The organism is Bradyrhizobium frederickii, from assembly GCF_004570865.1.
Lineage (GTDB): Bacteria > Pseudomonadota > Alphaproteobacteria > Rhizobiales > Xanthobacteraceae > Bradyrhizobium > Bradyrhizobium frederickii.
In genome coordinates this window covers 1-12,534 of record NZ_SPQS01000057.1, presented here as the reverse complement: position 1 = coordinate 12,534, position 12,534 = coordinate 1, and the positions used below count along the sequence as shown (strand labels likewise).

The 12,534-nt window shown below is 64.3% G+C and carries 10 protein-coding genes and 1 pseudogene; 9 read left to right on the top strand and 2 right to left on the bottom strand.

The features are described from left to right. The 8 genes and pseudogenes from E4K64_RS38315 to E4K64_RS38285 all read left to right on the top strand — a co-directional run. Nucleotides 1–234 (top strand): integrase core domain-containing protein (locus E4K64_RS38315; protein WP_135161597.1); only part of this gene is annotated, 234 nt, incomplete at its 5' end. Between the two features lie 82 nt (nt 235–316). After that, a complete protein-coding gene (locus E4K64_RS38310) occupies nt 317–958 on the top strand; it encodes a tyrosine-type recombinase/integrase (RefSeq protein WP_235884949.1) in 642 nt (213 codons plus the stop codon). 43 nt (nt 959–1,001) lie between these two features. Continuing rightward, nucleotides 1,002–2,759, top strand: coding sequence for a hypothetical protein (locus E4K64_RS38305; protein ID WP_235884948.1), 1,758 nt, complete (start codon nt 1,002–1,004; stop codon nt 2,757–2,759). Between the two features lie 3 nt (nt 2,760–2,762). Next, nucleotides 2,763–3,488, top strand: coding sequence for a hypothetical protein (locus E4K64_RS40935; protein ID WP_205680546.1), 726 nt, complete (start codon nt 2,763–2,765; stop codon nt 3,486–3,488). Next, complete coding sequence (locus E4K64_RS40930; RefSeq protein WP_205680547.1) at nt 3,485–4,636, top strand: site-specific integrase; 1,152 nt, start codon at nt 3,485–3,487, stop codon at nt 4,634–4,636. The genes E4K64_RS40935 and E4K64_RS40930 overlap by 4 nt, the downstream gene beginning before the upstream one ends. Beyond that, nucleotides 4,626–5,108, top strand: a complete 483-nt coding sequence (locus tag E4K64_RS38295; RefSeq protein ID WP_126261425.1) for a hypothetical protein — start codon at nt 4,626–4,628, stop codon at nt 5,106–5,108. The genes E4K64_RS40930 and E4K64_RS38295 overlap by 11 nt, the downstream gene beginning before the upstream one ends. 87 nt (nt 5,109–5,195) lie before the next feature. Continuing rightward, complete coding sequence (locus tag E4K64_RS38290; protein ID WP_235884950.1) at nt 5,196–5,912, top strand: plasmid pRiA4b ORF-3 family protein; 717 nt, start codon at nt 5,196–5,198, stop codon at nt 5,910–5,912. 85 nt (nt 5,913–5,997) lie between these two features. After that, a pseudogene (locus tag E4K64_RS38285) lies at nt 5,998–7,745 on the top strand (ParB/RepB/Spo0J family partition protein). Between the two features lie 44 nt (nt 7,746–7,789). On the opposite strand, the gene E4K64_RS38280 reads toward E4K64_RS38285, so the two are convergent. Continuing rightward, nucleotides 7,790–8,128 carry a hypothetical protein gene (locus tag E4K64_RS38280; RefSeq protein ID WP_126261426.1) on the bottom strand — a complete coding sequence of 113 codons (339 nt, stop codon included), beginning with the start codon at nt 8,126–8,128 and terminating at the stop codon, nt 7,790–7,792. Between the two features lie 326 nt (nt 8,129–8,454). Here E4K64_RS38280 and E4K64_RS38275 point away from each other — a divergent pair, with 326 nt between their 5' ends. After that, nucleotides 8,455–12,168, top strand: coding sequence for a strawberry notch family protein (locus tag E4K64_RS38275; RefSeq protein WP_235884947.1), 3,714 nt, complete (start codon nt 8,455–8,457; stop codon nt 12,166–12,168). Here E4K64_RS38275 and E4K64_RS38270 read toward each other — a convergent pair. Next, on the bottom strand, nt 12,159–12,534 hold a 376-nt coding region (locus E4K64_RS38270; RefSeq protein WP_209311899.1), incomplete at its 5' end, for a transposase. The genes E4K64_RS38275 and E4K64_RS38270 overlap by 10 nt on opposite strands.

The window sequence follows — 12,534 nt, the reverse complement described above, 5'->3', positions numbered from 1 at the left end:
ATCAGTATGGACGGCCGGGGCGCCTGGCGGGACAACGTGTTCGTTGAGCGGCTGTGGCGCAGCGTCAAATACGAGGAGGTGTATCTGCGGGCCTACGACAGCGTCAGCGACGCTCGCGCCTCGATTGGCCGCTATCTGGACTTCTACAATTGCCGCCGTCCACATTCGAGCCTTGACGGCAGCACACCGGATCAAGCCTACTTCACCCCGCTGCCGCTCCGCACGGCAGCCTAACCCCGGCAGAGGCTCCACTTATCGACGCGGATATTCTGTTCAGACAACCGGGGCCAGCTCACAGGAGCGCTTGCCGCGACCGTTGCGGGTCGATCAGTTGCGCCGGGTCTTCGCCCAGTTGGAGATGCCCTACCGCCTGATGGCGGAATGGGCGCTGGCGACGGGATTACGGCGCAAGGAGCTTTGCGGCTTGGCTGTCTTCCAGGTCCCGGAGACGGCACATCTCGATGACGAGGACCATCCGCTGGTCGGCGTGCCCTTGACGATCACCAAGGGCGACAAGCCTCGCACGATCTATCCACCGATTCGCCTGGTTGACCGCACGCAACGCTATATCGATGAAGTGCGCACGCCGCAGGTTCGGGCATTGCGTCGCCAACGGTCGGGTTATCGGCCACCATCGGCGCTCTTCCTCAATCGTCAGGGGAATGCGGTCCGCAAGAGCCGATTGACTGCGGTGTTTGCGGAAGCCTTCCGGGCCGCCGGTGTGACTGGTTCATTGCATTGGTTGCGCCATACCTTTGCGATGACGATGCTGGTGCGATTACAGCGACAGGCATCGATCACGCCTGACCTCAATCCGCTGAAGATCGTCCAGGTCTTGCTGGGGCACAGTTCGATCCAGAGCACGGCGATCTACCTGCGCTGCGTCGAGCTCAATGCCCGGGAACTCGCCGACAGCATCGACTATCTCTACGGCGAGTTGATCCCCGATGGCCGGTAAGCGTGAGCGTATCGACCGGCGTCTATCGGCTGCGTCAGCGAAGGTGCTGGAGCAGCCGGCCGATGCCGTTGCCGTCTTCCGCGACGGTTGGGGCGAGGTCGCAAAGCGCTACGATCTCGGTAAGCTTGGATTGCCGACAGACGTTACGATGCTTCTGGCGGACACCTTCCGCAATCATCATGCCGCATCGAGCTCCGAAACGCACCGTCATTGTTGGATGGCACTGCGTGTCTTCGCCCGTTTTGCGGTCGAGGACGGGCATGTTCTTTCTGCCGGGGATCTGACCACCGCAATGGTCGGGCGCTACATCGCCTGGCTGGATCGACAGATCGCGGGACAGACGAACAAGCCCTGGTCAAAGGGGGCGCGGGCGAATGTGCTGATGCAGCTTCGCCAGATGATCGACTGGACCAAGCGCCGGCATCCGTCGCGGCTGCCGTCCCGGATCGACTTCCCCTGGCGGGTCTGGCCGAACCGGACTGCCGACACCCGACCGCGTCTTGGTGGGGAGCATCTCAAGGCGATCCTGCGCGCGTGCTATGAGGAAATCGACGAGGCGTGGGATCGCTTCGAAGCCGGGCGGACCATCCTTGCGACGAGCGGTCCGGTCGATGGCGTCGATCCCGAACTTTGCGACATGGTCCGGGCGCTTGCTCGGGTGAATGACGGGGTGATTCCATCGCGGACGCTTGCGATCCGCAGCCAAGTCAACATATCGGCGGTCAACCGCCACGGCGGCCTTCGTCACCTTGGCGGTTATCTTCCCTTGACCGGCGAAACGGTCGTCGCGTTCTTCATCGCCATTGCGATTCAAACGGCGGGCAATCCGGATGCGCTGCGGCTGATAACGCGCGATTGCCAGGTGGCGCATCCGCTCGATGAGCATCGCATCATCGTCGAATGGGCCAAGCCTCGAGCCGGCGCGAAGGTGAAGCGAGCGCAGCGGCGGTCCTTCGATCGCCGTCGGCGACATGCCGCGCCGAACCTGATCGACCGGTTGCTGGCGATGACGGCGCCGCTCGTCTCCCGGAGCAGCCGGCAGGACCGCAATCGCTTGTTCCTGACGAAGAGCGAGAAGAAGGACGCGGTCACGCTCATTGCAGAGGCGACCTTGTCGCACGCCCTGAAGCCGTTCATCAAACGCTCCAATGCCCGCATCGCCATCTGGAACAAGGCTGCACCGGAGCGCGCACGTCAGCTCTTGCCGGACTTTGCCGCCGTGCTGCTGCGCGGCAGCGTCGCCACCGAATATTACAAGGCGTCTGGCGGCGACATCGTCGCGACACAGGATGTGCTCAACCATGCCCGCGCCGACACGACCGAGCTTTACATCAAGGGGCCGCAGACGCGCCGCATCCAGCGCGAGACCATCGCCCGATTGCAGGAGCTGATGCTCGGCTGGATCGTCGGCGCGAAGGTGAACTGTGAGGATCAGGCGCAGCGCGACCGGATCATGCTGGCGAGCAATGCAACGGTTCCGTTCAGTCATGATTGCCTCAACCCGGTCGCGGGCACAGCACCAGACTCGATAGCAGGTCGGGTCTGCCGGCACTTCGGCGGATGCCTGCGTTGCCCCGGGCTGGTCATTCCGATCGATGCGGAGCACATGGCGCGCATCCTTCAGGCGGTCGACGAACTCGAGCGCGCGCGTGAACGCATTGATCCGCGTCGCTTCGAACTCCTGTATGCGCCGAGCCTGCGCATCTTGGTCGACGACATCCTGCCGAACTTCCCGCAAACACTGCGAGGTGATGCCGAACAACGAATGCTGGCTCTCGCATTGCTTCCGGCGCTGGAGTGAGCGATGACGGCTTCCACGGCACCCAATCTTGTCGCCGCCGTCAGACCGGCGCTTCGGATATCGGCACGGTCCGTATGGTCCGATCAGGTCTGGCATCTCGACGGTCATCGCCCTGGCAGCAACCGCAGCGACTTCTCGCTCGACTGGGGTTTTGTTCTTGCTGACGACAGCCGGTTCAGTGATCCGCGATGGGCTGACTGGCGAGAGGCGGCGAAGCTGTTCCTGTGGAGCCTGAAGCTCGACCCGCCTCCTGGGTACCGCAACGCTCATGAATCGACGATCGTCTCCGTCTTCAATAGGTTGCGGATGCTGATCCGCTGGATGGCGGCGCAGGGATATCGGTGCTTTGCCGATCTCGACCGCGACGCCTGCGACCGGTTCATGACGGTGATGGCGCAGCGTCCGGGCCACAAGCCTGGCAATACGCTGAAGAGCACGACGCTGCAAAACCATGCCAATCTGCTGACGCGCCTTTATCTGCAGGGAGCAAAGTTCCCGGAGATCGCAATCGCCGATCCATTCCCGGGGATCGCGCCGCCGTTCGTTCGCCGCGACAGGGGCTGGCTGCCTTATACGCCGGACGCGATCGCCGTGCCCCTGGTCTCGGCGGCGCTGCGACTGATCGGGACCCCGGCCGACGACGTCATCACTCTGCAGCCCAGGCGCAGTCGGTCTATGACCATGCGCTCGCTAACGGGATCAGCCAGACCAAGGCCGGCTTCATCGTGACCGACGCGATCGCGCCGTTCACCTTCGCGACACTGCCTGGGGAGGAAACTGCTTGGCATGAGGCGCCCGTCACCAGCACCAAGCAGGTGCGCTATCTCGCCGATCGCATTTACGACGCCTGCTTTGTCGTGGTCAGCTATCTGGTCGGCGCCCGGCTCTCGGAGATCCTCGGCCTTCAGGTCGGCTGCATCGAGCAGCATCCTGCCGGCGACGGCAGCGAGAGCTTCGCCTATCTCGTCGGGCGGATTTACAAGACGGCGCGTGGCATCGATGGCGAAGCCCATCGCTGGGTTGCGCCAGCGCCCGTCGAGCGGGCTGTCGTGGTCATGGAGCGGCTGACCGCCCGCCTGCGCACCCAAAGCGGACGAGACGATCTCTTCCTGACAATGGCCAGCACGGGGCTGATCGGTCCTGCTGCCCGCATCAACCCGCCCGTTGGCTCGACGATCATAAGGCGGCTGAATGATCTGTTTGCGCCGTTCATCGGCCTGCCGGACCACGAGGGAGTCCCCTGGCATCTGAACACGCATCAGGGCCGCAAGACGTTTGCTCGCTTCGTCGGCAAACGCGACCGCACCGGCCTGCATGCGCTTCAGGCTCACTTCGGTCATGTGACCCGGGCCATGACCGATCGTGGCTACGTCGGGACCGACTTCGCGCTCGACGACCTGATCGACCGGCATGCCCGGGAGGAAACCCGCGCCGCTCTCGAAGAGGTGCTGACGGCAACCGCCCTCGCGGGTAAGGGCGGAAGGATGATCGCCGCCCGCTCCCAGTTCCGCGGGCGCACGCGCGACGGCGATGTCCAGGCCTATGTCTCCTTCCTGATGGAGGAGACTGATCTGAGGCTCGGTGTTTGTGACTGGGGCTATTGTGTCTATCGCGTCGAAACGGCTGCCTGCTTCGGCGACGAGAAAAGTCCCAACCCCGTGCTGAGGACCGAAAGCACGTGTCTCGCCTGCGCCAACTTCGCCGTCACCGCCAGGCACAGGCCTGTCTGGCAGGCCCGCCGCGATCGCAATACGGATCTTCTCGGCCATCCTGGCCTGGACCCGGTCAGCCGGCAACTCGCCGAAACACGGATTGCCGAATGCGATCGCATCCTTGGTAAACTCGACGATGGAAAGGAAGCTCGCCATGGCGCGTAAGACCAGCAAAATGCCGGCCCTCACGCCTGCCGAAAAGCGCCTGCGCAACACCCACTGCAAGCTGCGGGAGGCTCTGGAACGACTGGTGAAGGGTCTGCCCACACACCCGGACCTGCAAAAGCGATCCTACCGGCTGACCGTCGCGACGCTCGCGCGCGAAGCGCGCGTCGGCCGCAATGCGATCTACGCCAACCATCGATCGATCATCGACGAATTACGCCGCGCCAGTGATCGCAAGGTCGTTCCCGAGAAGCTCGCAGCCTGGGAAGACAAACTCGCCCAGCAGCGCGCTCTGATCCAGGTCTTGCAGATCGAGGAGCGGCGTATGGTGACGGAAAATGCCGTCCTGCTGAAGCGCATCCTCGACGCCGAAACGGAAGTTGAGCGGCAGAAGCGTCATAATGCCCGCCTGATCGCCGAACGCGATCGCGCCGTGAAACCAGTGCCGTTCACTCGCGGGCCAAAATCCTGACGTCGTCTACGATTGCCGGTTTGTGTCGGTGCGGTCGCCGAAGGACAACCGTCGCCCCATCTATTGCCTGCGACAATCATGCGCGGCATGATCTGCGGCATGCTTGACCCCTTCGATCCAGACAGCTTCATTGTGCGCGCCGAGGTTCATATCCTCGGCATCGAGCCCAAGATCAGCCGCACTCTCGAACTGCCAGTCACTCTCAACCTAGCCCAACTCCACGAGGTGCTGCAGGCCGCCTTTGGCTGGACCGACAGCCATCTGCATCAGTTCAATATTGGCGGTCTCATCTACGGAGCTCCAGAGTTCGATGACGATGGTCTGTCCGACAGCAGGATCTTCGAGGCGACCGAGGTCAGGATGATCGACCTTCACTTCCCCGACGATCCCGGCGAAAACCCTCTCACGATCCTCTACGAATACGACTTCGGCGACAATTGGCGTCATCTGCTGCGCTTGGAGCGCGTCGCGCGCGATGAGAGTGCCCAATATCCTCGCTGTATCGCCGCCGCACGCTCAGGACCCCCCGAAGACGCTGGTGGGCCTTCAGGCTATGCCAACTTCCTTGAGGCCTGGCTCGACCCCGACCATGAAGAACATAACGCGATGCATCGATGGGCTGGCCGCAAGTTCCACCCGGAGTCCTGCAATCTCGACGACATCAACAAGGCTATCGCCCAAGCACTACGCGCATCAAAGGGCGACTATCGCTTCCGTCGAGAAAGCCATCGTGATCGACGCCAACCGGCTGCGCTTCAGCGCCAAAGAGACACCCAAAATGCACGGCGCAGCCAAAAAGACTAGAGAATCAACGTCGTCCCGCTAACAGGACACTTGACGCATAACCTAACCCTTGCACCCCATTGACCAGTTCCGAGCCTTCCAAGCTATGCGCGAAAAGGGCCGGACCGAGGAGGACATCGCCGCTGCTTTCTTCACGTCGGTCAATGTCGTGAAGCAGCGCCTGCGTCTCGCCTCGGTCTCGCCCGCGTTGCTCGACGTCTATGCCGAAGACGGCATGTCACTCGATCAGCTCATGGCCTTCACCGTCACTGCCGATCATGCACGCCAGGAGCAGGTCTGGCAGGCGATCTCCGGGTCGTGGCAGAAGGAGCCCTATCAGATCCGCCGCATGCTGACGGAGAAGACGGTACGCGCTTCTGATCGACGAGTCGTGTTTGTCGGCCTCGACGTCTACGAGGCGGCCGGCGGCACGGTGCTGCACGACCTCTTCCAGTTCGACGACGGCGTTGGCTGGAGGATGTCGCTCTGCTCGACAGCCTGGTCGCCGAGAAGCTGAAGGCAGAGGCGGAAACAATCGCCTCCGAAGGCTGGAAGTGGATTGAGGTCGCCGCGACCGATTTTCCCTACGGCCACACCCAGGGCTTGCGTGAGCTGGATGGCGTACGCGCCGAGCTCACGGCCGAAGAGCAGGCGACGATCGAGGCGCTCAATGCCGAACAAGCCAGGCTCGAAGCCGAGTATGACAGTGTGGACGAGCTCCCCGACGACGTTGACCTGCGGCTCGGCGAGATCGAGACGGCTCTCGCCGTCTTCGACAATCGACCCACCATCTATCAGCCGGCCGACATCGCCCGCGCGGGCGTGTTTGTCGGCATCGACGCCGAGGGCAGGCTGTCGGTCGATCGCGGCTATGTGCGGCCGGAGGACGAATTGCCTGCGGTCGAGCCGGGGCAGGGTAGCGACGGCGAACCTGTCGTCTCGGTTGATCCAGACGGCGCGGAACCATCGGGGCCGGTCGTCCGGCGCGCCGTCATCACCGTCGGCGGTCAGGCTGCGGAGGCCGAGGACGAGGATGATGATGCGGTGAAGCCGCTGCCGGACCGCCTGTTGACCGAGCTCACGGCGGAGCGGACGCTGGCGCTGCGCGACAAGCTGGCGACCATGCCTTCGGTCGCCTTCCAGGCGGTGCTGCACAAATTCTGCCTCGACGTCTTCTCCCGCTATTACTCCCATGGCACGGCGATGGAGGTCTCCGTGCGCACGGCCAGCTTCCCGGTTCAGGCGCAGGGGCTGAAGGACGCGCCCGCTGCCAAGGCGATCGACGCGCGCCACAAGACCTGGGAGGAACGAATGCCGAAGGACAAGGCGGGCCTCTGGGATTGGCTCACGGGCCTCACGGGCGACGAGCAAGCCGCGCTCTTTGCGCACTGCGCCTCGTTCGGTGTCAACGCGCTGTACGAGAAGGGCGATCGCTACGGCGGCGGGGTCACGCCGCACATGGTCGAGCAGCGCATCACTGATGCCGATCGCATCGCCAGGGCCGTCGATCTCGACATGGTAGAAGCTGGCTGGCGCCCGACCGTCGAGAATTATCTCGGTCGGGTGCCGAAGCGCCGCATCCTGGAGGCGGTGCGGGAAGGCGCCGGCGAGCGGGCCGCCCAGCTGATTGACCATCTGAAGAAGGGCGACATGGCCAAGGAGGCCGAACGCCTCCTGGCCGAGACCGGCTGGCTGCCCGAGCCCCTGAAAAGGGCCGACGCCGACCACGCGGCGACCGTCCACACCGCCGAGCCCGAGGGCGATGGCGCGGCGCTGCCGGAATTCCTCAGCCATGACGACGAGGAAGCTCCGAGCGACGAGGCGGACGACCCGCACATGGTTGCTGCCGAGTAGGTAGAAAGACCGGCTGGGGCGACGAATGTCGCCCCAGCCTATTCTTATGCGCTGCGGGCCACCTGTGGTCGCACCCGCAGGCCGTCGATCCAGATCGCGACCCTGCCGGCGGCAACGAGGCCTGAGGTTTCCGCCACGAACCGTCGCACCGCCCGCGTGCTGCTCACTTCGAAGCGATGTCGATAGCCCTGGGCTACGGCACGATCGGTGAAGCCTTTCAAGGCAGCACACCCTGCGGCTTCCTGGACCTCGAACTGAACCCTCCACCGCGTGCGTCGGGGCCGAACATCATCGAGAACCTCGACGCTGATGCGGTGCTTACCCCCGTTGCGAACGGTTACGGGTTCGATCTTCTTGCTGGGAAATTTTAAAATCTGAGCCATCAAATCCTCCTTCATTGTGCGAGGCGGTTCGATGGTGTTGTCGGGAGCTCGCGAACCGCATGCCGAGACCCGACCCGCGCAAAGGCGCGGATGCAGGTCAGCGGCGGCCTGTTGACCAGACCATTCAGCTCTTGAGGCTCACGCCACAAGCGGTTCTTGCCGCGCAATGCGCAGCGACCCTGACAGGGTAAAAGTAGTGTCCCATCCGCAACGTTTCAAGGTGTCGGGCAGAGAGTGAGAGGCGGGCCGGGACGGGTTTGAGCCGGTGCGGTCGAGAGAGAGCGCCCGCCGGCTCGCCCGCTCCCGCTCTCGTTAAGGCTTCCCTCATGAACAACGTTTCCCCGATCGCGGCCGAGCAGGCCGCGCCGATTGCATCTGTCTGCGCTCCTGACGGCGCCAGCGTCATCATCGCTGCGGCCGAACAGCTCCTGCCACATCTCGAGCGCGGCCAACGCGTTGACGCCGAGATCCTGCGCACCGCCTTGGAAGCGGCCTTCGGCGCATCCGATGCGACGGGCGCCTGGGATTGGAAGACGGCTTACGACGTCTGCGAGGCGGCTACGGTCTTGTTCCTGCGCAAGTACGGAAAGGCACTGTTCCGTAAAGCCGGCTCTCCGGCTTTGCGACTTTCCGCGTTGTCGAAAGTCGCCGGCCTTCTCCCAACCCACACGCGCGGCTCGGCCGAAAGCGAGGTCTTTCAGCAGTTCTCGACGCCGATCCCCCTCGGGCTGGCGACGCTTACTGCTGCCGCCTTTACGCCGGCGGATCGCGTGCTGGAGCCGTCCGCAGGCACCGGCCTGCTCGCCATTCTCGCCGAGATCGCCGGCGGCACGCTCGTCGTGAATGAACTCGCCGAGACCCGCGCCGCGCTGCTCGCTTCCCTCTTTCCGGCCATCCCTGTCACGCGCTTCGATGCGGCCCAAATCGACGATCACCTCGATCCCGCCGCCATCCCAAGCGCCGTGCTGATGAACCCGCCATTCTCGGCGATGGCGAATGTTGCTGGCCGCATGGCCGACGCGGCGTACCGTCACATCGCCTCGGCCCTGGCGCGTCTCGCCGATGGCGGTCGGCTGGTTACGATCACCGGCGCCAACTTCTCACCCGAAAGCTCAGTTTGGCGCGACGCCTTCGCGCGGTTGCAGGAACGTGGCCGCGTGGTGTTGACCGCCGCAATCGCCGGCGTGGTCTATGCCAAGCACGGCACCAGCATCGAGACCCGCCTGACGATCATCGACAAGGCGCCGGCCGATGACCCACATGTGTTCCCGCAGTCGCCGGGAATGGCGCCCGACGTCGCGAGTCTGCTCCGCTGGATCGGCGAACACGTTCCACCTCGCCTGACCATCGCGCTTCCCGTGTCAGCCTCGCTCGCGCCGCGCACCGTGCGCGGCTATCTCGCACGGGCTGCGATACAGCCCGCCAAGGCGTCGGTCAGCGATCCCGAAGCCGTCGACCTCACCTATGAGACAATCGACTGGGCGCCGCCCGAGGGCGCGCATCTCACTGAGGCCATCTACGAGGAATACCGGCTTCAGTCGATCCGGATTGCCGGTGCGCAGGCGCACCCGACCAAGCTGGTGCAGTCGGCCGCGATGGCCTCGGTCGCGCCACCGAAGCCGAGCTATCGGCCGCACCTGCCGGCGAGCCTCGTCAGCGATGGCATCCTGTCCGACGCCCAGCTCGAGACGGTGATCTATGCCGGCGAGGCGCATGGTGACTATCTTGCTGGCGCCTGGACGGTCGATGAGACGTTCGACCTCGTCACGGCCGCCCGCGACGATGCGCCGAATGCGGTCCGTTTCCGTCGCGGCTTCATGCTCGGCGATGGGACCGGCGCCGGCAAGGGTCGCCAGTCGGCTGGCATCATCCTCGACAACTGGCTGAAGGGCCGGCACAAGGCGGTCTGGATTTCCAAGTCCGACAAGCTGCTGGAAGACGCGCAGCGCGACTGGTCGGCGCTCGGCATGGAGCGTCTGCTCGTCACACCGCTCTCGCGCTTCGCGCAAGGGCGCCCGATCCTTCTCTCCGAAGGCGTCCTATTTTTAACCTACGCTACGCTGCGGTCCGACGACCGCGGCGAGAAGCTTTCGCGCGTCCGGCAGATCGTTCAATGGTTGGGCTCCGACTTCGACGGCGTCATCATCTTCGACGAGAGCCATGCCATGCAGAATGCCGGTGGCGGCAAGGGGAAGCGGGGCGATGTCGCCCCCTCGCAGCAGGGTCGTGCGGGCTTGCGCCTGCAGCACGCGCTGCCGAACGCCCGCGTCGTGTATGTCTCGGCGACCGGCGCAACCACGGTCCACAATCTCGCTTATGCCCAGCGGCTCGGGCTCTGGGGCGACGAGGATTTTCCGTTCGCCACCCGCGCTGAGTTCGTCGAGGCGATCGAGGGGGGCGGCGTCGCAGCGATGGAGGTGCTCTCCCGCGATCTTCGCTCGCTCGGTCTCTACACCGCACGCTCGCTCTCTTACGACGGTGTCGAGTACGAACTGGTCGAGCACCAGCTCACCGACGAGCAGCGGCGCATCTACGACGCCTACGCCGGTGCCTTCAGCGTCATCCACAATCACCTCGACGCGGCGATGCAGGCCGCCAACATCACCGGCGAGACAGGCACACTCAATCGCCAGGCGAAGTCGGCTGCGCGCTCGGCCTTCGAGTCGGCCAAGCAGCGTTTCTTTGGCCATCTGCTCACCAGCATGAAGACGCCGACCCTGGTCCGCTCCATCGAGCGGGACTTGGCCGACGGCCATGCCGCGGTGATCCAGATCGTCTCGACAGGCGAGGCGCTGATGGAGCGCCGGCTCGCCGAGATCCCACCTGCGGAATGGAACGACGTCCGCGTCGACATCACGCCGCGCGAGTACGTGTTGGATTACCTCGCCCATTCTTTCCCAGTGCAGCTCTACGAGCCCTTCACCGACAGCGAGGGCAATCTCTCGTCCCGACCCGTCTTCCGCGACGGGCAGCCGGTCGAGAGCCGCGAGGCCGTCGCCCGCCGCAATGAGCTGATCGAGCGGCTCGCTTCGCTTCCGCCTGTTCCCGGCGCGCTCGACCAGATCGTGCAGCGTTTCGGCACGGACCTCGTGGCGGAAGTCACGGGGCGTTCGCGGCGCGTGGTCCGCAGGGGTGACCGCCTTGCCGTCGAGAACCGGGCCGCCTCCGCCAATCTCGCCGAGACTGCCGCCTTTATGGATGACGTAAAGCGTGTGCTGGTCTTCTCGGACGCTGGCGGCACCGGGCGCAGCTATCACGCAGAGCTGTCAGCGCGAAACCGGCGGCTCCGCGTCCACTATCTGCTCGAGCCGGGCTGGAAGGCCGATGCCGCGATCCAGGGTCTTGGTCGAACCAACCGCACCAACCAGGCGCAGCCACCGCTCTTTCGACCGATCGCCACCGACGTGAAAGCCGAGAAGCGCTCCCTATCGACCATCGCCCGCCGCCTCGACACGCTCGGCGCCATCACGCGCGGCCAGCGCCAGACCGGCGGCCAGGGTCTGTTCCGGCCCGAGGACAATCTGGAGAGCCACTACGCCCGAGATGCGTTGCGCCAACTCTATCTGCTGCTGGTGCGCGGCAAGGTCGAAGGCTGCTCGCTCCAGATGTTCGAGGACACCACGGGTTTGAAGCTCATGGACGCGAACGGCATCAGGGACGACTTGCCGCCGATCACCACGTTCCTGAACCGGTTACTCGCGCTCACCATCGACCTGCAAGGTGTGCTGTTCACCGCCTTCGAGCAGTTGCTGAACGCCAAGGTCGAGGGCGCCATCGCCAGCGGCGTCTATGACGTCGGGCTCGAAACGCTCCAGGCCGAGAGCTTCCTCGTCACCGACCGGCGCACGATCTACACCCATCCGGCCACCGGCGCGGAGACGCGTCTCCTCACCATCACCGAACGCCGGCGCAATCGTCCCATGATGCTGGATCAAGCGCTCTATTATCTCGCCGATGCTCGGGCGGTGCTACTGGTCAACGAGCGCTCGGGCCGCGCCGCGGTGCAGATCCGTGCCCCTAGTACCCGGAATCAGAGCTGAGTGATACGGCGGCCTTTGAAACGACGTTGACGGACCTTTTTCTTGGTCCAGACGAAGGGCTCGGCTTTATCGTTGTACGCGTTGACGTAGGCATCGATGTGTTCCTGAAGCTGCTTGAGGCTTGTGAAGGAGGTGCCGCTAAGTGACTGCCCCTGCAGGATCGAGAACCAGACCTCGACCTGATTGAGCCAGGAGGCGCTTGTTGGCGTGAAATGAAATTGCACGTTGGGGTGGGCCTTGAGCCAGTGCTCGTTTTTCTTGTGGGTGTTGAGGTTGTCGAGGATGACGTGAAGCTTGCGGCTCGGAAAGGCCGCGGTGACGCTGTTCATGAAGTCGAGAAACTCGACGCGACGACGGCGTTTTGAA